General features: G+C 67.2%; 20 protein-coding genes. 15 read left to right on the top strand and 5 right to left on the bottom strand.

Going from position 1 to position 20,493, the window contains the following annotated elements:
- Positions 1–18: 18 nt before the first annotated feature.
- From FNH08_RS10215 to FNH08_RS10205, 3 genes are read right to left on the bottom strand one after another with little or no spacing between them, the layout of a single operon-like run.
- Positions 19–1,146: a nucleotidyltransferase family protein gene (locus FNH08_RS10215; RefSeq protein WP_152771121.1), complete on the bottom strand. Its 1,128-nt coding sequence runs from the start codon at positions 1,144–1,146 to the stop codon at positions 19–21.
- Positions 1,143–2,324, bottom strand: a complete 1,182-nt coding sequence (locus FNH08_RS10210) for a hypothetical protein (protein ID WP_152771120.1) — start codon at positions 2,322–2,324, stop codon at positions 1,143–1,145. Before FNH08_RS10210 ends, FNH08_RS10215 begins: the two co-directional genes overlap by 4 nt.
- The gene (locus FNH08_RS10205; RefSeq protein WP_152771119.1) at positions 2,321–4,375 is read right to left on the bottom strand and encodes a BTAD domain-containing putative transcriptional regulator; all 2,055 of its coding nucleotides are present in this window, start codon (positions 4,373–4,375) and stop codon (positions 2,321–2,323) included. Before FNH08_RS10205 ends, FNH08_RS10210 begins: the two co-directional genes overlap by 4 nt.
- Positions 4,376–4,798: 423 nt before the next feature.
- Here FNH08_RS10205 and FNH08_RS10200 point away from each other — a divergent pair, with 423 nt between their 5' ends.
- The 14 genes from FNH08_RS10200 to FNH08_RS10140 all read left to right on the top strand — a co-directional run bounded on the left by FNH08_RS10200 (position 4,799) and on the right by FNH08_RS10140 (position 17,439).
- Entirely contained in the window at positions 4,799–6,316 is a 1,518-nt protein-coding gene (locus FNH08_RS10200; RefSeq protein WP_228034021.1) for an AMP-binding protein, read from the top strand.
- A 312-nt stretch (positions 6,317–6,628) separates the two neighbouring features.
- Complete coding sequence (locus FNH08_RS50685; protein ID WP_194238442.1) at positions 6,629–6,766, top strand: hypothetical protein; 138 nt, start codon at positions 6,629–6,631, stop codon at positions 6,764–6,766.
- 57 nt (positions 6,767–6,823) lie between these two features.
- The gene (locus FNH08_RS10195) at positions 6,824–7,603 is read left to right on the top strand and encodes an SDR family NAD(P)-dependent oxidoreductase (RefSeq protein ID WP_152771117.1); all 780 of its coding nucleotides are present in this window, start codon (positions 6,824–6,826) and stop codon (positions 7,601–7,603) included.
- 14 nt (positions 7,604–7,617) lie between these two features.
- Positions 7,618–8,424, top strand: coding sequence for a histidinol-phosphatase (locus FNH08_RS10190; protein ID WP_322724154.1), 807 nt, complete (start codon positions 7,618–7,620; stop codon positions 8,422–8,424).
- Between the two features lie 73 nt (positions 8,425–8,497).
- The gene (locus FNH08_RS10185; protein ID WP_152771116.1) at positions 8,498–9,610 is read left to right on the top strand and encodes an inositol-3-phosphate synthase; all 1,113 of its coding nucleotides are present in this window, start codon (positions 8,498–8,500) and stop codon (positions 9,608–9,610) included.
- Positions 9,607–10,638, top strand: a complete 1,032-nt coding sequence (locus FNH08_RS10180) for a phosphotransferase enzyme family protein (protein WP_152771115.1) — start codon at positions 9,607–9,609, stop codon at positions 10,636–10,638. Before FNH08_RS10185 ends, FNH08_RS10180 begins: the two co-directional genes overlap by 4 nt.
- Complete coding sequence (locus FNH08_RS10175; protein ID WP_152771114.1) at positions 10,635–11,678, top strand: hypothetical protein; 1,044 nt, start codon at positions 10,635–10,637, stop codon at positions 11,676–11,678. Before FNH08_RS10180 ends, FNH08_RS10175 begins: the two co-directional genes overlap by 4 nt.
- Positions 11,675–12,910, top strand: a complete 1,236-nt coding sequence (locus FNH08_RS10170) for a methionine adenosyltransferase (protein WP_228034020.1) — start codon at positions 11,675–11,677, stop codon at positions 12,908–12,910. The genes FNH08_RS10175 and FNH08_RS10170 overlap by 4 nt, the downstream gene beginning before the upstream one ends.
- Positions 12,911–12,924: 14 nt before the next feature.
- Entirely contained in the window at positions 12,925–13,965 is a 1,041-nt protein-coding gene (locus FNH08_RS10165; protein WP_152771113.1) for a hypothetical protein, read from the top strand.
- Positions 13,962–14,528, top strand: coding sequence for a P-loop NTPase family protein (locus tag FNH08_RS10160; RefSeq protein ID WP_152771112.1), 567 nt, complete (start codon positions 13,962–13,964; stop codon positions 14,526–14,528). The genes FNH08_RS10165 and FNH08_RS10160 overlap by 4 nt, the downstream gene beginning before the upstream one ends.
- Positions 14,529–14,530: 2 nt before the next feature.
- Positions 14,531–15,829, top strand: coding sequence for a DegT/DnrJ/EryC1/StrS family aminotransferase (locus tag FNH08_RS10155; RefSeq protein WP_152771111.1), 1,299 nt, complete (start codon positions 14,531–14,533; stop codon positions 15,827–15,829).
- A gap of 31 nt (positions 15,830–15,860) precedes the next feature.
- Positions 15,861–16,115, top strand: a complete 255-nt coding sequence (locus tag FNH08_RS10150) for an acyl carrier protein (RefSeq protein ID WP_152771110.1) — start codon at positions 15,861–15,863, stop codon at positions 16,113–16,115.
- A 59-nt stretch (positions 16,116–16,174) separates the two neighbouring features.
- Positions 16,175–16,675, top strand: coding sequence for an NUDIX hydrolase (locus FNH08_RS10145; protein ID WP_322724150.1), 501 nt, complete (start codon positions 16,175–16,177; stop codon positions 16,673–16,675).
- A gap of 107 nt (positions 16,676–16,782) precedes the next feature.
- On the top strand, positions 16,783–17,439 hold the full coding sequence (locus FNH08_RS10140; RefSeq protein ID WP_152771108.1) for a hypothetical protein: 657 nt from the start codon (positions 16,783–16,785) through the stop codon (positions 17,437–17,439).
- Positions 17,440–17,603: 164 nt separating this feature from the next.
- On the opposite strand, the gene FNH08_RS10135 is transcribed toward FNH08_RS10140, so the two are convergent.
- Positions 17,604–18,503 carry a phytanoyl-CoA dioxygenase family protein gene (locus tag FNH08_RS10135; RefSeq protein ID WP_194238440.1) on the bottom strand — a complete coding sequence of 300 codons (900 nt, stop codon included), beginning with the start codon at positions 18,501–18,503 and terminating at the stop codon, positions 17,604–17,606.
- Positions 18,504–18,626: 123 nt separating this feature from the next.
- On the opposite strand from FNH08_RS10135, the gene FNH08_RS10130 reads away from it, so the two are divergent.
- Positions 18,627–19,670, top strand: coding sequence for an adenosine deaminase (locus FNH08_RS10130; RefSeq protein ID WP_152771106.1), 1,044 nt, complete (start codon positions 18,627–18,629; stop codon positions 19,668–19,670).
- Positions 19,671–19,761: 91 nt separating this feature from the next.
- Here the strand turns inward: FNH08_RS10130 and FNH08_RS53500 are convergent, their stop codons facing one another.
- Entirely contained in the window at positions 19,762–20,082 is a 321-nt protein-coding gene (locus FNH08_RS53500) for a transposase (RefSeq protein ID WP_322724149.1), read from the bottom strand.
- Positions 20,083–20,493 lie beyond the last annotated feature (411 nt).

The raw sequence follows: 20,493 nt of genomic DNA, 5'->3' as shown, positions 1-20,493 counted from the left end.
CCGCCCAACGCTCCTGCGTCACGGCGGGGACAGCACGGGGGCCTCCCCCGAGCGCAGGCGCCGCTCCATGTCCCCGGGCCAACACAACTCGAGTCCCGAGCTCCCCTGCGCGCTCGCCAGCCATGCGCGGGTCGCGGTCGCCCGCAGGCCCAGTTCGTCGACCATCGAGGTGGCGAAGAGCTGATCCGTGTGGGCGCACACCCAGGCGATCGGAGCGGACAGGCCGAACTCCCGTGTTTCCTCCGCGACGCGTTGCCGGGTCACGGTCGAGGCGCGCCTCCACTGGCGCGCGATGTCGGCGAACTGCGCCAGGGACACGTCCTTGGTCCGAATCGTCCGCTCCACCCACCCCTCACGGAAGAGATGGAGGCACAGGAAGAGGAACATGTCCGCGGGGGCGAGCGCGGGCAGCGTCGTGCCGGGTTCCACCGGGGTCGGCTCGATCCGTGCCAGCACCTTGTCGACCGGAACCTGCCACGGACAGCCGTGCCATGTGAAGCTGTTGGCCACATCGACGCATACGACGGGGACACAGGTGTCCGCGGTGAGCCGGTGCGCGTGCGGGAGGTGGTCCGGCGACATCTGGTAGATGCGCTCCGCCGCCCGCGAGATCTTCTCCAGCTCCTGGGTGACCGGATCGAAGCGGGTCGAGGGCGCGTAGCCCAGCTCGGTCAGTGCCTTCAGAGCACCGGGCCGGTCCGCCGGTGCGATCATCATGTCGATGTCGTTGTACATGCGTACGCCCGTCCCCTCGTAGAGGGTGGACTGCACCACGACCCCCTTCGTCCAGGCCGCACGGATCCCGGCTGCCTCGAAGCCCGCCGAGACCCGTAGCGCCTCGGCGGTCAGCAGCCGGGCCCGGTGCCTGTTGAGCAGCAGATGGGACAGGACCGGGTTGCGCAGCCGCGCCGGCAGAGTCCGGCGCAGGCCGTGCTGGTGAAGAAAGTGGGCGAGAGCGGCCAGCAGTCCGTGACGCATCGCCTGTTCGACGAGTCTGCCGTGGTCGAAGTCGGGCCGCCGCAGCGCCTCGACGCGTTCGTCCGGCTCCTCGTCGAGGCCCTGTTGGAGCGCCACCAACACCAGCAGGTCCCATACGGCGTCATTCGGTCCGTGTACGTCGGGGACAGCGCCGGGCCCGGTCGTCATCGGATGGCCTCCTTGCCGGAGTTGTGGTGGGGGCGGTGGGCGGCGCTGGACGGAGTCGTGTCCGTTCTCGCCGTCAGAAGCGGTACGACCCGTTCGTCACAGTGCAGTTGAGGGTTCCAGGTGAGTCGTCTGGCCGGCTGTCGTGTCAGCAGGGCGGACAGCTCGGCCGCCGCGGAGCCGGCGTCGTCCTGGGCAGGGTCGGGGGAAAGCCAGCGGACGCGGTAGTCGGGGTCGGGAGCCAGCAGATGCTCTCTCAGCGCCCGGTGCGCCTCCGCGGGTGCCAGGTCCTCCATCCGCGCTGCCGAGGCCAGCGGCGATCCGCTGAGCACGACGATCGAGTCGGCAGTCGCCGCGGGGGTGTATCCGCAGTTCAGCAACTCGGTCATCTCACCGTTGCTCAACGTCAGCTTGGCCTCCTTTCCGGGCGCACCCGGGCGGGCGAGCAGGGTCTGCTCCCTCGACAGAACGCGTCCCTCGACAAGACCGAGCAGGCCGAGTGTCCTGGCACCGCCGAGCCCGAGCCTCGTGGTCTCCGGCAGCCCGACGACGAGCCACTCGCCGTCGTGCCGGAGCAGGAAGGAGCGGTCCGTGCCGACGACACGGCCGCCGGAGCAGCCGATCCGGACAGCGGAGGTGGTCTTGCCCGCCCCGGAGCCGCCGGTGAGGAGTACGCCTGTTCCGTCCGGCAGTTCAGCGGCGGAGGCGTGGAAGGTGACGGCCCCCATGCCGAGCAGGTCCTCACGGACGAGTTCGCGGATCGTCCGTGCGACGACCAACCCGAGGTCTTCGGGACGCTCACCGACGACCGCCCATGACGTGAAGTCACGGGTGAGCAGCGCGTGCTGGTAGCCGTGCGTCTCGTCGACCACCATCGTCGCACCGTCCGCCGTCTCCCAGTAGGCGTACCACACCCCCTTGAAGGACTCGCGTCGGCTGACGGTTCGACGTGCCGCCTGGTCTCTGAGCTTGTCCAGGATGTCCGGGGCGGCGACGGCGAACAGGGCGGCTGACCGGTACGGCGGCGCCCCGACAGTCGGTGGACCCACTCGGTGATGGTCGGCGACGTACTCGAGTGTCTCCGGCACCGGGACGTGGACCCGCAGCGAGGTGCCGAACCATTCGACGGCGACGGGCTCGGCCCCCCGCGCCAGGTCGACGACCTGATCGTGGACGCTCATCGCTGCTCCGCGAGTGCTGGGGCAGGCGTACGGCGCGCCGCGGCCTCGGGGACGGACCGGGGTGCCCGGCGCTGCGGCGCTCTCACCCTTCCGCCGGGCGGGTCGGCGAGGCGCCGGGCGGCCGAAGCGGTCCGCAACCGCTGCTTCCGGAGCGGGGACATCTCGGAGAGCACCACCTCCTTGAACAACGGCCAGGTGAAGCGGTACCCCGCTTCGCCGTGGCCCTGACCGTCCCTCCAGACGAGCAGGCCGGCGGTCAGGGTCTCCTCGATCAGGTCCAGCACCGCCTCCGCCGAACACCCGAGGACACCGGCGGACAGGGGGATGTCCACCGGTTCCCCGATGACCGCCGCCGTCTCCAGAAAGGACCGGAGGGGCTGTCTGAGGCCTCGTGCGATCGACGTGAGGATGCGATGAGCCACGCGCGGGATCCGTTCACCGGCCCAGTCGCCGTCGTTCTCGGCCGAGCGCAGCAACTCGGTCAGCCACAGGGGATTGCCGGCACTGCGCCGATGCAGTGCACGCGCCATCAGGTCGATGTCGTCCGCCGCCTCGACACGCGAGGTGGGGGACGACGCGCACCATCGGCGCACCACCTCCCGTGACTCCTGGGCGGTGAACGGCACGAGACGAAGATGGCAGCCGCCCTCTCGCATCACCGTCAGGGAGAACCCGTCGAGATCGGCCTGACCGAAGTCTCGGGAGACACAGATGAGGGCGAGGGGAGCCGTCCGAAGGTGAACCGCGAGGAATGTCAGCAGCGCCCGGGAGTCCGCGTCCACGTGCTGCATGTCGTCGATCACACACAGGGTGGGACGGCCGGCCAGCGCATGCAGGAGGTCATGGGCGATACGGTCGAACGCCCTGAAGCGGCCGAGCGCGTGACCTCCGGGGCCACCCGTCGTCGAAGGCAGCAGGGAGTCCGGTGACAGGGGCCGCTCCGGGAGCAGTTGTCGCAGCATCCCCGCGGCAGTGCGGAACGGAACCGCCTCCTGGCCCGCGTCGGGCTCCGCGGAGCCGCGAGTCCAGACCGTGCGCACCCCGAGACCATCGGCGTGGGCGGCCAGTTCCTCGACCAGACCAGTCTTCCCGACCCCCAACTCACCGGAGACCAGCGCCCATGCCGCCCGGCCGGTCCGTGCGACGTCCAGCACCCGCGCGAGCTGGGACAGCTCCGCCGACCTGCCCGGCAGCCGCGGGCGGCGCCCGGACGCCGTCTCCCGGGGCCCAGGGTCCGACAGGACAACCCGCTGCCGGGGCGCGGGGGCGATCCGGTCGATGTCGTGCCGGAGGATCGCGAGCTGGGTCGCGCGCAGGGCGGGACCGGGCTCCAGACCCTCCTCGTTGAGCCGGGCCCGTATGGTCTGGTATCCGTACAGCGCCTCCGCCGGACGGCCGGACAGGTACAGGGCCCGCATCATCAGGACCCACGCCGTCTCGTCCATGGGATGCGCCGTGGTCAGCTCCCGCGCCCCGGACAAGGCCCGGTCGAAGCGGTGCAACGACAGCAACGCCGACGTCCGCACCTGCCTGACCCTCAGCCGGGTCTCCTCCAGATGGAGGATCTCCCGCTCCGCGAAGGGGTAGTCCGCCGCTTCGGCGTACGGGGTTCCACGCCAGCGACCGAGTGCTTCCTCGGCCCGGTCGTACGCCGCGTCGACGTCGCCGGCCTCCATGAGCTGCTGGGCCTCGTCCACGCCCTCCTGGAAGCGCACGGTGTCCAGCGTTCGGGGGCGGACCCGCAGGGCGTAGCCCGTCGGCTCGGTCACCAGCACGTTGCCCTGCCGCCGATGGGCACGTGACGGTTCCAGCAGGGCACGGAGTCTGCTGATATGGGCATGCAGCGAAGACACCGTGCCAGGCGAGTCGTGCCAGCCCCACAGGTCCTTGCGCAGCCGATCAGTGCTCACTGTCCGGCCGCCCTCCACGAGCAGACGGATGAGCAGCACCCTTCGCTGGGGTGGTCCGGCATCGAGTGGCGTGCCGCCGCTGCGCACCTCCAGCGGACCCAGCAGGCTGAATTCCAGCTGAGAGTTTTCCGGTTCCCGCAAGGGCACATCCTCTCGCGATACATGACGGTACGACTAGAACTCGACGCATGCGGAACCTGAGAAATCGGTTGGGCACACAACGAGCTGCTCTTGCACGACGCGCAGGCAAGTGATCGCGAAAATGAATTCCGGACGACACCCCCCGCTTGTTTTGTCATCAGAATCTCGTCGAGTCTTCGGCCTGTCAATCGCCGCACCGGTTGCCGACTTCGGCCGACGGCACGGCACACGTCGACGCGGGTACGAAGAAGTAGCCTGGCGGCTGCTGTCGGCCGCACGCGGACTATTTCGTACGCCGACATCCATCGATACCGCTCCACGAGGACCGATGACCGCGCGGAGGAATCCATGAGCGATCGCACGATATTTCCTGGCCTTTTGGACACCGGGCGGGAGGAATTTCTTCACGAATTCCTACTCAGGATGGCCGGCACTCTTCCGGACCGCCCTGCGGTCATCGAACCCGCCGGCTCAGAGCGGTACGCCGTCACCACCTATCGTGAACTCGAGCTCCTCGTCCGCGACCACATGGCCGCGCTCGACGGGCTGGGGCTCGAGATCGGTGACCGGGTCATTCTGGAGGCGGATCTCTCGGCCGCTTCGATCGCGGCTCTGCTGGCCTGCTCGGCACTGGGCCTGACGTTCGTTCCGGTGGGTACAAGGCCGCCGGAACAGCGGCTGGCGTCCATCATGAGGACCACCGAACCCGCGCTCTACCTGCGGTGCCCGGGAGCCGGTGACGCGGACATCCCGTCCGGCGTCGGACTGGGACACATCGAAGGGCCCTCGCTCACGATCGAGCGGGCGCCGGCCGACCGGGCACGCCGTCGGCGGGAGCCGACGGTGACCGACCCGGCGTACGTCATCTTCACCTCGGGGACGACGGGACGTCCCAAAGGGGTGGTGATGAGCCACCGGGCTGTCACGTCCTTCTACCACGGCATGATGGCTCAGCGTCTGGTGACCCCCGACGACCGCGTCGCCAACACCTCGCCGCTCCAGTTCGACTTCTCCTTGATCAACGTCGGCCTGGCCCTGGGCAGCGGTGCCGCCCTGGTGACGGTTCCACCGGAATCGCTGCGGTGGCCGCGGCGCTTCGTGCGGGTGCTGAAGGAAACCGGAGCGACCCAGGTGAACGGCGTCCCGTCCATCTGGCGGCCGGTCCTGCGGCATGAGCAGCAGGGCCTGGCCGACCTCGACCGGCTGCGCGGGATCCTCTTCTGCGGGGAGGACTTCCCGCTCCCTGAGCTGCGTCACCTTCGCGCGCTTCTCCCGGGGGTTCGCGTGACCAACTGCTACGGCAGCACCGAGTCGATGGCCTGTTCGTTCGAGGAGGTCCCCAACCCACTGCCCGCCGACGTGAAGCGGCTCTCGATAGGGTTCGCGCACAAGGGTGCCGAGATGCTCCTTGTCGACGAGGCGGGGCGGCTGATCGAACGTCCTGGTCTCGTCGGAGAGATCGTCGTGCGCAGTCCCGCCCTCTTCACGGGGTATTGGGACGACCCGGACGCCACTCGGGCGGCACTGCTTCCGGATCCCGTGTCCCCCCGCTCCGGTCAGGTGGTTCTCCGCACCGGCGACCTGGGGCACACCGGACAGCGAGGGGAGATGTACTTCTGCGGGAGGGCCGACTCCCAGGTCCAGATCCGGGGCAACCGCGTGGAACTCGACGAGGTCAGGCACCGACTGCTGGAGTTCCCCGGCGTCATGGCGGCGGAAGTGCTCGTCCTCGGCCCCGCCGATGGCGATCGCCGTCTCAGCGCGTTCGTCGTGGTGTCCGCCCGGTCCACGGACGTCGGCGCGGCCGAGCTACGGGCCCACTGCGCGCAGGCGCTGCCGACTTACATGCTCCCCTCGGAACTGCGCGTGCTCGACGCACTGCCCACGACCCCGAACGGCAAGACGGACCGGGAGTCGCTGGTGGCCCTCGTCAGCGGTTGACCCCGCTGCGGTGGGGCGGACTGCGGACATGGACTCCGGCAGGAGCCGACGGGGCGCCGAACCTACGGAATCAGCCCTCTGTCCGACCGTCCGCGGCATCACGTTCGTGGCGGTCCGCCGCAGTGGCTGTGGCGGACCGTATGGCCCGACCACGGCCGGAACAACTGAGGAGGCCGGAACCGCCACGGGATCTGGAAGCCGTCCGCGCACCACGCGTGGTCCGCAGGGGTGCGCTCAAGGCGTTGTGCAACTGCGAAGTTTCCTCAATTGCACAGTCCCGATCGGGGCTGTCCATGTGAGCCGAGTCGTCCCGTGACCGTGCGGCTGCCCACCGGCGCCGCGCCCGAACGCACCGGCATGGGAGCGGCAAGCATCCGACAAGCGGTCGGCAAGAGATTCGCTGTTGAATCGGCGGAGTGCTTTACGAATTTCATCGACGAATTTCCGTAGCAATCATCCCGAACCGCTGATCATTTCTCGCCGGGGACACCACGTGGAGGAGCATCAATGCGAGGGCTCTCAGGTCAGTCCGCGATCGTCACGGGTGGCGCCCAGGGAATCGGCAGAGCCGTGGTGGACAGACTCGTCGAAGAAGGCGCTCATGTGCTGATCGCCGATGTGAACGAGGAGTACGGAAAGGCGGCGGTCGAAGAGATAAACGCTCGGGTCGGCTCGCCCGTCACTCGCTTCGTACGGACCGACGTGTCGGACGAGGACTCGGTGGAGCGCGCGGTCGCGGCAGCCGTCGAGTCCTTCGGGGGCGTGCGCTTCCTGATCAACTGCGCCGCCGCTTTCATCATGCGCGGTGTCGAGGCCACGGTCGACGAATGGCGGCGCGTGATGGACGTCAACATCATGGGCCAGGCGCTGTGCGTGAAGCACTCGGCACCTTTCATGAAAGCGGCGGGTGGCGGATCGATCGTCAACATCGCCTCGATATCAGGGCACATCGCGCAGGCCGGTCTCATGACCTACAGCACGACCAAGGGCGCGGTAGTGAACATGACCCGATGCATGGCCCTGGAACTCGCCTCCGACAACATCAGGGTGAACGCCGTCAACCCCGGCACGGTGTGGAACGAGAACAACGAACGCTTCCACCGAGAAGTGCTGGGAATGACCCGGGAGCAAGCGGACCGGGACCCGGAGATCGGAGGCCGGCATCTGCTGGGCAGGACGGCCGATCCGGAGGAGATCGCGGCATCGGTGGCCTTCCTGCTGTCCGCGGAGGCGAGCTACATCACCGGCACGAACCTCATGGTGGACGCCGGCTACACGGCGATGTGAGCGGGAGGAGCGGCGTGAAATTCGACCTGCACACCCATCATGCCCGGTGCGGGCACGCCCGCGGCGAACTGCGTGACTACGTCGAGGCAGCGATCTCCGCCGGGCTCGACATCCTCGGGTTCTCCGATCACTCTCCGTTCTTCGCGGAGGCGGCCGATCACCACAAACCGGGGGTGGCGATGGCCAAGAGCGATTTCCCTGGTTACCTCGCCGAGGCCGCGGCGCTGCGTGAGGAGTACCGCGGCCGGATCCGCATCCTCATCGGTGTGGAGTCCGACTTCTTTCCCGAGCACGTCGGACTGTATCGGCGTATTTACGAGGGAATTGACCTCGACTACGTCATCGGATCCGTCCATGTGATGGGCGGGACGGACATTTTTGATCTCAGGCGGTGGGAGAACGCGTCCCCTGAGTTTCTTCTGGAGGAGAAGGAAAAGTATTGCGAACTGATCGCCGACTCGGCGAGGTCGGGTATGTTCGACATCCTCGGTCACATCGACGCCCTTCGCGGCAACTGCCCGGAAATCGGCTCGATCAAGACCGCCGCGGTGGATCGGATGCTGCGTGTCATCGCGGAGAGCGACACGGTCGTGGAGGTCAACACGTCGGGCGGAACCAAGGCGTGCGGAGGATGGTATCCGCAACCGGACGTCCTCGAAAGAGCAGCCTATTTCGGAGTGAAGATCACATTCGGCTCCGACGCCCACGTCCCGGAAAGGATCGCCGAGGACCATGAACTGGTCCGCAAGCGTCTCCGGGAAATCGGATACCGCGAGTGGTACGTGTTCGAAGGGCGTGAGAGAAGGAGTCTGCCTCTCTAGTGTCGCGGGCCGGCAGCGACCGGTCCGCGACAAATGTGCTGTATCCCCGAAAATTCTCAGGACAAGGTTTCTCATGACCGATCGATTCATTCGTGTCGCTCTGGCCGGCATCGGCTCGTGTGCGTCGAGCTTCGTTCAGGCCACTGTTCTCTCCCGCGACTCGGGACCCCGGATGGCCGGGGTCATGCACGAGCACATCGGCGGATACCGACTCGGCGACGTCGAGTTCGTCGCCGCCTTCGACGTGGACGGCAACAAGGTCGGCCAGGATCTCGCGGATGCGATCGCCGTCGCACCGACCGCCGCTCTGAACCACGTTCCCGTCCCGCTCACCGGGGTCCGGGTTCGCTCCGGCCCGCTGCTCGACGGTCTGGACGGGAACCTGTCGGAGATGGTCCACCCGCACCCGGACTGCGCGTCCCTCACCGCGGCCGACGTGACAGCCGCCCTGAGGCAGTCACGCGCCCAGGTGCTGGTCTGCTTCCTGCCGACCGGGTCCACGGCCGCGGTACAGGCATACGCCCGCGCCAGTGCCGAGGCCGGGGTGGCATTCGTCAACGCCACTCCCGAGCCGGTCGCCAACCGTGCGGAACTCGTCGAGCTGTTCGTCTCCCGCGGGGTGCCGCTGCTCGGCGACGACCTGCGCAGCCATCTCGGCGCCACGACTCTGCACACCGCGCTCCTGGAACTCCTCCAGTCGCGCGGAATGCACGTGGCCAACACCTACCAGCTCAATGTGGGCGGCAACATGGACTTCTACAACCTCGCCGACCCGACGCGCTCACGAAGCAAACAGATCTCGAAACGGCGCGCTCTGACCAGCGCGGGTATCGACTCCGATGACGTGGCGGCGGGCCCCAACGGCTATGTGAAGTACCTCGGCGACCGCAAGGTGTGCTTCCTGCGCATCGAGGCGGAGGGCATTCTCGGCACACCCGTGTCGATGGAGATCCGGCTGGAGGTGGAGGACAGCCCCAACGCGGCCTCGGTCGTGGCGAACGCGGTCCGGATCGCTCGAACCGCCGCTGATCAAGGGCTGGTGGGCGTCGTGGATCCGGTCTGCCCCTTTCTCTTCAAGAGCCCTCCCGCCGGCCTCCCGGAGTCCGAGGCGCTGCGCCGCTTCCAGCACTTCGTGGAGAAGTCCGCCCGTCCGGCGACCGCGTACACCGGGGCAGCCCGGTCATGAGCGCAGAGGTCTACTGGAAGGTCTCCACGGATCGAACCGCCCGCGAGGTGGCCCACACGGGCTACGGCCTGCGCGTGGAGACGCAGGAACGGCTGGTGCGCCGTGGTGTCAACGCGGTGTGGCGGCTGCACACGTCGGAAGGCGTCTTCGCCCTCAAGCGCTTCGGGCGCCACGCCGTCCCGGACTGGCTGGAGTTCCAACAGGCCGCCACCGCTCGGGCCGCCGCCCATGGAGTGCCGGTGCAGCCGCTGGTCGAAGCGGTCGATCACGCCACGACCGTCGAGTACCAGGGCAGTCAATGGCAGCTGCGGCCCTACGTGGCCGGCCGCGGGTACATCGACGGATACGCCGAGGATCTGGCAAGGGCCGCGGATTGCGCGGCCATGCTGCACACCACGCGGTGCGAGGGACTGCCGGCCGGTGGACACAACCCCACGCAGGACATGGAGTACTGGCTGACAGCCGACGAGACGGGGATGGAAGAGCTCGCCGACGCCGTCCTCGCCTCGTCACCCGGCGAACTCTGGGAGGCCGTCCGCCCCGCGTATCTGGACGCCTTTCGACGGGCCCGCGCGGAACTCGACGATCCGCTGTACCGCAGCCTGCCCCAGACCCTCACCCATGGCGAGATCGCCGGCTCGAACCTGGTCTTCGACGAGGCCGGACACATCTCCTCCGTCCTGGACTGGGACGCCGTCGACATCAGACCGCGGGTGTACGACCTGGCCAGGGCGGCACTCTTTCTGGCCCGCAAGGGACGGGGAAGCTTCATGGTCCACCCGGAACTCGCCACCGAACTGCTGGTGCGCGGCACAGCTCCCAGGCCCGCCGAGCCACGGGAGCTGGCGGCGGTCGTTCCGATCCTGGAGCTCTACTGCGTTCCCACCCCTCAGTACGTCGCGCAACTCGGGTGCCACAGCCCGGACACGCTCCAGTGGTATCTGGGCTGGGCGGCCGAGGGAGCGTCCATGGTGCGCACCACACTGGCCCCGGCCGTCGCCGCGGCGGCTTCGAGGATCGGACGGTGAGCGGCCGAGGGCAACGGGATCTCGCCACGCTGCGCTGCGGGGATCCGCCCTACGCGGTGCATCTGGTGCTGCCCGCCACACTGCAGGAGGCGGCCCGTGCCCTCCTGGAACCCTATGTGCGGGTGAAGGTGGTGACGGCTGACCACGCCCGCTGGTGGCAGGTGCGGACCACGACCCCGATGGAGGACGACCTCGACGAGCACCAGCTGACGACTGTCCGCGGAACCGGGGAGCCGCCCATGCGGCTGTGGTCGCACCCTGGACGTCGCGAACTGGTTGTGGACGCCGGCCTGCCGGGGCCGCTCGTCGTGCAGTACCTCGTCCGCTACGTCCGTATCCTGCTGCGCGTGGGGCACAGCCGGGGCGAGGAGCTCTTCCTGCACGGCGGCATGGTCAGCGCGGACGACCAGGGCGTCGTGATCCTCGGCGGAAAGGGCGCGGGAAAGACCTCGTCGATCGTGGCATGTCTGACCGCGGGCCTGGACTTCGTAGCCAACGACGACGTCAGCCTGGTCGGCACCGAGGCCGGCTGGGTCGGCCGAGGATGGCCACGCGCCGTCTCCGTCCGGCAGGAAACCCTCGCGGCACTGGATATCGACCTGGACAGCCACGTCCTGTCCCATCCGGCCCACCGGGTAGCCGTCCGCGACGCCGGTTCGGAAGCCATACTCCAACCTGGCGAGCTGACGAGCCTGACGAACCGACGGCCTCCCCGCGCGCGGGCACTGGTCAGGGCCCTGGTCTTTCCGGTGTTCGCCGAATCCCCGTCCGAGAAAGTGCGGTTGGTCCCGCTGGAGGCCGCTGCCGCCCTGCGCGGGCTGACCGAGAACACCGTGCCCGTCCTGCTGCGGAACGAGAAATTTCTGGCTCCCTGCTTTCCGCCTGAACCGAGTACCGCGGCGCTGTGCTCCCGGGTCGCCACCGAGATCCCGGCCTACCTGCTGGTGCAACGGTTCTCCGCGCTGCGAGAAAGCGCGGACATGATCCGCGACCTGCTGTCCGACCATGCCATGACGATTCCAAGCAGGAGCATCAGTTGACTTCCTCGAGCACAGCCCTGGAGTTCATCAGCGTCCAACCCGACTTCCGGCCCGAGGTCGACGCGTTGCCGTACGAGTTGGTGGAACGCAAGGGTGTCGGGCATCCGGACACCATGGCGGACGCGATCGCCGAACGCGCCTCCCGCTACTACGCCACTCACTGCCTCAGCCGCTTCGGCCGCGTGGCACACCACTGGTTCGACAAGGTCCTCATCTTCGGCGGGGAGGCCGATTTCGACTTCGGGAGGGGCGAACTCGTCCACCCCTACACGGTGCTGTTCGCGGGCAAGGCCGCCCTGCGCTGCGGAAGTGAGGAGATTCCGCTCGACGACATCCTGCACACCGCCGCCGCTGACGTGCTCACCCAGGTGACCACCGGGTTCGAACCGGACAAACACCTGCGAGTCGAGAACCGGGTCGTTGACCATCAGGGTCCCGGGCGCGGCAGCACCCGTTATCGACCGCTCGGCCCGGCGGACCTGGTCGCTCCCGGCGATCCGGCGCTCACCTCCAACGACTGCAACCTGCTGCATGGATACGCGCCGCTGAGCAGGCTCGAACGGGCCGTCCTGGGCGTCGAGCAGATGATCACCGGTGAGGAGTTCAAGGCCGCGAATCCTGACACCGGCTGGGACGTCAAGGTGTTCGGCAGCCGGCGGCAGGACGATTTCCGCCTCGTCGTCAACATGCCGTTCATAGCGGCCGACATCGAGTCCTTCGACCACTATCAACACCGGGTGGGACAGTGCCGTCGAGCCGTCCAGGAGCTGCTGGACCGCGTTCTGGAGGAACGCTGTGAGGTCCTGCTGAATCCGGCCGACCGGGGTGTGCGCCCGTATCTGACCGTTCTCGGCTCGGTGGCCGACACGGGGGACGTGGGAGCCGTGGGCCGGGGCAATCGCGTCAACGGACTGATCACCCCCATGCGGCCGATGAGCATCGAGGCTCCGGCGGGCAAGAACCCGATGGACCACACCGGCAAGCTGTACAACGTCCTTGCTCATCGCCTCGCCGCGCAGATCAGCGACCTGTGCGGGCGGCCGGTGGAAACGCACATCTTCACCTCCAAGGAGGCGCCGCTGCACCGGCCCGAGGAGGTCGTCGTGAAGATCCGCTCCTGGCAGGAGGACGAGTCCACGCGCGCGCGGGTGGGCGAGATCGTCACCGCGGGACTCGACTCGACCTACGGGCTGACAGAAGAACTCATTCATTCCGGTATCACGCTGTGGTGAGGTGACTCGTGGCCATGATCGGCGAATTGCTGGATGCCATCGCCCACTGCTCCGAACACCCCGCGGAGAGCGTCGTCAGGACGGTGCGGCCGTACCGCGCTCCTCAAGTGACCGAGCGGTCCCATCAGTTCCTGCTGATGCTCAAGCCGGAACTGACCCGGGCCGCCTCGGCGGCAGACGGCGCGAAGCTGTTGGGCTGGGTGTTCTCCGTGCTCGAGGAGCACGGGACGGAGTTCGGGGCCGCCCGGGTGCTGTCGGGCACGCGGGTGCGGCGGCACCACTGGGTGGAGTCGCACTACGAGATGCTCAACGCGATCTCCCGGCATGGCATGGACCGCGTGTCGGCGGCGGCCGGGGAGCGACTGCTGCGGCATCGTCCTGAGGCTGCCCCCGACCGCGTACTGGGTGGGCATCAGTTCCTGGAGCGCTTCCCCGAGTTCACGGCGAGGTCTCTGGACGTGCTGGCGCAGAACCTTCCGGTGACGAAGTTCGGGGCCGGAACCTACGCCACCGAACTGATGATGGACGGTCTCCTCTGGACTGTCCTCAACGCCTTTCATCCCTTCCAGGCCGCCCACTTCTCCGCCCCCGGCACCTGCGTGGTCCTGGTGGAGTGCACCAGCGAGGAACCCCTGCGCGAGATCCGGGCGCGTGCCGTCGGGGCCACCGATCCGGTCCGGGCCGAACCCGGTTCGATCAGGCGGGAACTGCTGGAACGACGCCCCCGATGGAGCGGGCACTGGAATGTGTGCACCAGCCTCAACGCGATCCATCTCTCTCCCGGGGCGATCGAGGGGATGTTCTGCGTACAGCGGTACTTCGGCGGAGAGACACAGCCGCTGTCCCTCGCCGACACCGTGCTCGGCGCACGGCTGCTGGCAGACGGCGCCGATGCCGACCGGCTCGACGCCCTGCGGACCAACCCGGAGGTCGCCGTGGCCGGCTTGCGCGGCCCCCTGTTCGACATCACGGAGGACATGCCGGCGGACGACGCGGCCGACCTGGTGCTGCGCGTCCTCGAACAGCCCGGTATTCGGACGAGGGCACGCACATGACCGACGTCGGGCTCGGCAGGCGGATCTGGATCACGGGCCCGCCGGGTGCGGGCAAGACAACCCTCTCCCACCAGTTGCGTGATCGGCTGTCGCTCCCTCTGCATGAGCTGGACCACCTGTTCTGGCAGGAGGGCTGGCGCAAGACCGACAAGAGGGAGTTCCTGGCTGCGGTCTCACACATCGCCGCGACGGACCGCTGGATCGTGGACGGTCAGTACGGTTCGGCATCCCCCTTGCTGGCCGAGGCGGCGGACACGCTGATCTGGCTCGACATCCCGTTCCGGGTGTCGTTCCAGCGCGTACTCCGTCGTACGGTCCACCGGCTCGTCCACAAGGAGACCCTCTGGAACGGAAACCGGGAGCGGCTGCCCAAGGCGGTGGGATTCCTCGTCTGGGCGGCCCGCACCCACGGGCAGTCCAGACGCCGGAACCGGGAACTGCTGCAGCGACTTGCCCAGCGGGGGGTGCGCTGCCGGCGGATACGGACGGCGGCGGACCTGGACACCCTGCTGGAAGCCGAGGGCGGCCCGACCATCGCACCCCATGACGCTAGGCAGGAGTGAACGTGACCGAGAAACTGGCGCTGCTCGGCGGCACCCCCGTGATCAAAAGCTCGCTGGAGGAACGATGGCCGGCGTTCTGCGAGTCGGATGTCGAGGCGGCCGCCGAACTGGTCCGGCGCGGCGAGATCTCGTACAACGGCAGGGAAGGGACGGTGCGGGACCTGGAGGAGCACTTCCGTGAGTACGTGGGAACGCGATACGCGCTCGCGGTGAACTCCGGTACGTCCGCCCTGCACTCGGCCTTCTTCGCCATCGGCCTGCAACCCGGCGACGAAGTCCTCGCCCCCACCTACACGTTCCACGCGACGGTCATGCCGGTCTTCGTCTGCAACGCCGTGCCCGTCCTGGTGGACGCCGAAGCCGACACGGGCAACATCGACCCCACGCTCCTGGAATCGCACGTCACCGCGCGGACGAAGGCCATCGTCGCCACCCATCTCAACGGATACCCGGTCGACATGGCGACGATCCTCTCCGTCGCCCGCAAGCACGGACTGTGGGTGATCGAGGACTGCTCGCAGGCCCACGGCGCCGAGTGCGACGGTCGGCGGGTCGGTGGCCTGGGAGACGTCGCGGCCTTCAGCATGCAGTCGCGCAAGCAGGTCACGGCCGGCGCGGGCGGCATCCTGACCACGAACGACGACCGCGTCCACGAACGAGCCGTGCTGTTCGGTCATTCCCTCAACCGCTCCGTGGAGGCCGTCGTCAGTGACGAGTACCGCCGCTTCGCGAGCACCGGCCTCGGCCTCAATCTCCGTATGCACCCGGTGGCCGCGGTGCTCGCCGATCGGACGCTGGCCCGACTGGACGAGCTGCTGAAGGTCCGCGAGGCCAACTGCGCGCACCTGGACGCGATGCTCTCGCGCATCGACGGCGTGCATCCTCCGGTTCGCCGGCCGCACATGACGAGGATCGCCCACTACAGTCACCAACCGCTGTACCGGCAGGAGGAGTTGGGCGACTTGTCCATCGGTACGTTCGTCAGGGCGCTGGCTGCCGAGGGGGTTCCCGTCTCGCGTCCCAAGTCCCCACCGCTGCATCAGGAACCGGCGTTCCAGGATCCGGAGTGGAAGCTGGACACCTATCACCCGGGGCCCGGGAACAGCTACCGCCGTTACCGCGACGGGCAGTTGCCGAACAGCGAGACCTACGTCGCCACGGCACTGCGGCTGCCGGTCTTCTCCCGAGACGTGCGCGGCGAGTTGGACGCCGTCGGTGAGGCCTTCGAGAAGGTCACACAGCAGGCGGGTCTTCTTCGCGACCTGGAACGTGCCGGGTGTGTCCCGGTTCCGACGGCATGACCGCAACTCGTCCCTCGCGACAGAGGTAGGCATGATGGACAGACAAGAGGTCGACAAACAGGTACGGGCCAATCTGGCGGCTCAGCTCAGGATCTCGGCTGACTTTCCGGACATGGATCTCCTCGCCGATCACGGGCTCGATTCACTTGCCAGCGTTCAGTTCACCATCGATCTGGAGGACACCTTCGGGATCGTCTTCGAAGACGAGGACATCGCTTTCGAGAGATTCGCGACGATCAGGAGTGTCGTCGATCTGCTGCTGGAGAAGCTCCTCCCGAGCAGGTGATCGCGGTGGCGTGCCGACAGGCACGTCGTGGACAACGGCAGCCGATGTAAGCTGACTTGGTGCCTACGCCAACGCCAGAGGAAATAGTCGCGCATCGCCCGAGTGCGCGTGTCGTGCTGTTGGATGAAAGCGGTCGGCTGCTGTTGTTTTCCGCGCGCGATCACAAGGACGACTCCATGCGCTGGTTCACCGCCGGCGGTGGCCTGGAGTCCGGCGAGAGCTATGAACAGGCGGCTCTTCGAGAATTGCGGGAGGAAACCGGCCTGGTCGATGTCGACCTGGGCCCGCAGATCTGGCAGGGGCGACCTTGGAGGACGGTCAGAGAAGGCGTCACTTATGAAGTCACGCAACGCTACTTCCTGGCCCGGGTCCCGGCCTTCGAAGTGGACACCTCGGCCTTCCAGGAGGTGGAGAAGGCCGCGATCACCGGCTACCGCTGGTGGAGCGTGGAAGAGCTGGAGAAGACCTCCGACCTGCTCCGCCCGGCCGGGCTCCCCGCGCTTCTCAAGGCCCTTCTGACCGATGGCCCGCCCAGCGAACCGGTGCTGGTGGACGGTTGACGCCGGGCCGGCCATGTCGAGGACGCGTGCGCCAACAAGATCGGGACAAGATTCCCGGCACTACTCTCTGAGTCGAACAGCCAAGTCGACAGCAGAGGGACCGGTGAATGATCTCGGAAATCGAGAAATACAGTGTCGGCTGGACCGATCTGGCGGAAGCGTCCACCCGCAATGCCGAACTCCTGAAGGAGCTGGCTCTCGACAAGCAGTCCTTACGGAAACTGGCGATCGGGGCCTGGGAGAATCCCACCCTGCGCGACATGTGCGAACAGACGAGGCAACTCAGCAGGATAGTGCTGCACGATGCCCTGGACCGCGGCTTTAGGCTCCGTCTCCACCTCTGGAACGACTTCGAGACCGGCTATCCCCATAATCACCGCTGGTCCTTCTCGACCAGGTTGCTGAGTGGGGGATACCACCACACCCTCTACGAGTCGCCGAGTGGGTTCGACTCGCCCTCCAGGAACGATGCCGACGGCGTGGAACTCATCACGCGTTACCGGACACTCGAGTCCGCCGGTGGCGGGTACACGCTCCATCACGACACCGTTCACCGAACGGAGACGACCGTCGACACGGTGTCCCTGCTCATTCGTGGGCCGGTGGAGAAACGGCGCGCACTGACCGCCGACCCTGGGACGGGGAAGTTCCGATTCAGTCTCGGCCGCACCATGGAAACGCCCCCGGAGGTCGCCGCCAGGCGGATGTCGAGCGCGCAGTTCGAGGCAATGTTCGCCAGGCTGGAGAAGCTCGGCATTCTCTGACCGCCCGGTCCGCGAAGCGCGAGGCCCTCGACCTGCCCCATGTGCCGTGGAGCGGGTCACGATGCTCCGAGAGGACCGTCAACCGGGCCCTGGCCGTAGCCCGGGCACCGGTCGAACGTGGCGTCGCAGCTGTCCTCACCCTGGAACGGCAACGCGGAAGAAGCTCATTGCCCGCTCGGCCCCGCGACATGGTGTCGAACGTCCTGCCGGACCCGCATCCGCCGCCGGGCCTCGGCACGGCTGATCGGATGGCTGTCGTCCCACGCGATGGCGTTGCGCATCAGTGCGGCCAGCGCCGGTTCGACGCCGTCCAGGTATTCCGGGTCACGCATCCAGGTCAATGAGGTCTGCCCGCCGGTCGGCTCCTCCTGGGATTGAACGTTCATGTGCAGGGTGCGGCGGAAGACTCCCGCCCGACACGAACCGCGGTGCACCATGTGGTAGTTCATGTAGATGACGTCCCCGGGGCGGCAGTCGACGACGACCTCGCCCGGCATCCGACCTGTTCCGAAAGCCTCGATCTCCGCACGCTCACGGTCCGTCAGGGGCCGGCGATGGGATCCTGGAATCGCGTGGAAAGAATTGTCCTCGGAGAGGCACACATTGAATTGCACGTGCCGGGGTCTGCCGTCCGGATCATAATGCTCGTGCTCATGGTTGTCCTTGTGCCAGTTGAGTTCGTAGTCCACATGGTGGGGCGACCACAGAGAATGCGCCGACCAGAAACGCAGCTGCGGCCCCAGTATCGCGTGGACCGGCTCCATGAACCCGTGGTGGCCGAATATCTTGGCCAGTTCGGGTTCATAGAGATCTGGCATGAAGATGTTGTTGACCCCCCAAGTGTCGACCTGTCCGTCCTGCCGAGCGGTGTAGCGAGATCCGACGAATCGCTCCGGGGCGGACCGGACCTTCTGAACGATGCGCTCGTTGGCTGCCAGGAACGTGGCGACCTCATCCTCGGTGAAGACGCCAGGTACCACGGTGTAGCCGTTCGTGAAGAACTCCTCGACATGTGCGTCCAAGGATCCGCCGCATTGCTCTCGCGTTGAGATTCGGTCGTTCACCTGACACCTCTGGTAAGAGTGTTCGTCCGCAAAGCATGCTGATTTGGAAAACAGTTTCCCACTCGCGTCTTGTCGGCTCCTTGTCGTCCTGCGGGAACTCCGCCGGTGTGTACCATCCGAGCCATGGAATCATTCATCGCGGGATTGCCGAAAGCCGAACTGCACGTGCATCACGTGGGATCCGCTCCCGCGGAGACCGTCATAGAACTTGCTTCGCGCCATCCTGCTTCCAAGGTCCCGAAAGAAGCAGGGGAACTGGCCGATTACTTTGCCTTCCGGGACTTCTCGCATTTCATCGAAGCCTATGTCTCCGTGGTCGACCTCATTCGTACGGCGGATGACGTCAGGCTCCTGACGATCGGAATCGCCCGGGATCTGGCCCGTCAGAATGTTCGCTACGCCGAACTGACCGTCACTCCCTACAGTTCGGTGCGCAGAGGAATTCCAGCGGCTGAATTCATGGCGGCGATCGAGGACGCGCGGATCGCTGCCGAGGCCGAACTGGGGGTCGTCCTACGCTGGTGCTTCGACATTCCTGGTGACGCGGGGCTGGGAGCCGCGGAGGAGACGACCCGACTGGCCTTGGACGTGGGTGCCGACGGGCTGGTGAGCCTCGGGCTCGCGGGCAGGGAGGCCGGGGTGTCGCGTGCCCAGTTCAAGCCGTACTTCGACCGGGCCCGTGCGGCCGGACTGCACAGCGTCCCCCACGCGGGGGAAACCTCCGGATCGGAGAGTGTCTGGGAGGCCCTGCGGGTCCTGGGCGCTGAACGCATCGGCCATGGGACGACCGCGGTGACCGACGAGGCGCTGCTCCGTCACCTGGCCGAACATCGGATTCCGCTGGAGGTCTGCCTCACCTCCAACGTGGCCACACGGGTCGTTGCGGACGCGGAACAGCACCCCATCCGTCAGCTGGTGAGGGCCGGGGTGCCCATCACGGTCAACACCGATGATCCGCTCATGTTCGGCACGGACCTCAACCGTGAGTACGCGGTCGTAGCCCGTCTTCTCGGCCTGAGCGAGCCTCAGGTGGCCGATCTGGCCAAGACCTCGGTGGAGACGTCGTTCATGGACCCCTTGGCCAAACGCCGGCTGATGACCGAGATCGACGTCTACCTGGCCAACTGGATGACCGCCTCCAGGGCCCCCGAAGAGCATCACGCATGATCTGCTGGCCTGGAGTCCCCGGTCTCACGCCGGTTGCCATGCCGAGTAGCACAGGGCAGGTGACTTTTGAGGCTTTGGGAGATGCTGTTACTCAGGTTGAATTCGTGATGTCCGGTGTCTCGATCAGGCCCTGAAGGTCCAGGCCGGTGTTCGGCAGACAGTCTGTGATCAGGTGCGGCCGGTACTGGATCTTCTTCAGCTTCCGTTTGATGACGCGGGTCAGGTGCGCGAGGTCGGCGGCGGCGAAGTCGGTCACGGCCCTCTTGCGCAGGCTCCAGATGCCCTCCTGCGGGTTGATCTCCGGTGCGTACGGCGGCAGATGGAAGATGACCAGCCAGTCCTTGTGCTCCGCCTCGAAGTCGAAGATCTCCTGCTGGAGATGCGTGCTCAGGTTGTCCCAGACCCACACCACCGGGGTGCCGAGCTGGGCCCGAGGATCTCCTGGGCCAGGGCCTGCGACACGTGCTCGAACTCCCGGGTACTCAACCCGCTGAGGTTGTGATCCACCCCGCCATGATGCCGCCGCGGCCAGCTCCCGACCGCCCAACAGAACTTTTTCCCCGGCCGGGCCTCTGCGACCACGCCGATTCATGTGGCTTCACCAGCCCAGCAACACGCCTGACATCCCATCAGAACGAGCGTCAAATGAGCGTCATTTCAGCGTCAAGACATCGCCCGTAACGCCCGCACCGCACATAACGCGCACGCACAAAACCGCAGGTCAGGAGCCCTTAGTCACCGGCTCAAGGATCGCGACACACTCCACATGGTGCGTCATGGGAAACAGATCAAACACCCGCAGCGTCCGCACCCGGTACCCGCC

It is taken from the genome of Streptomyces spongiae, from assembly GCF_009377185.1.
Taxonomy (GTDB): Bacteria; Actinomycetota; Actinomycetes; order Streptomycetales; family Streptomycetaceae; genus Streptomyces; species Streptomyces spongiae.
The sequence above is the reverse complement of the archived record's forward strand: the minus strand, read 5'-3'. Positions and strand labels throughout refer to the sequence as shown.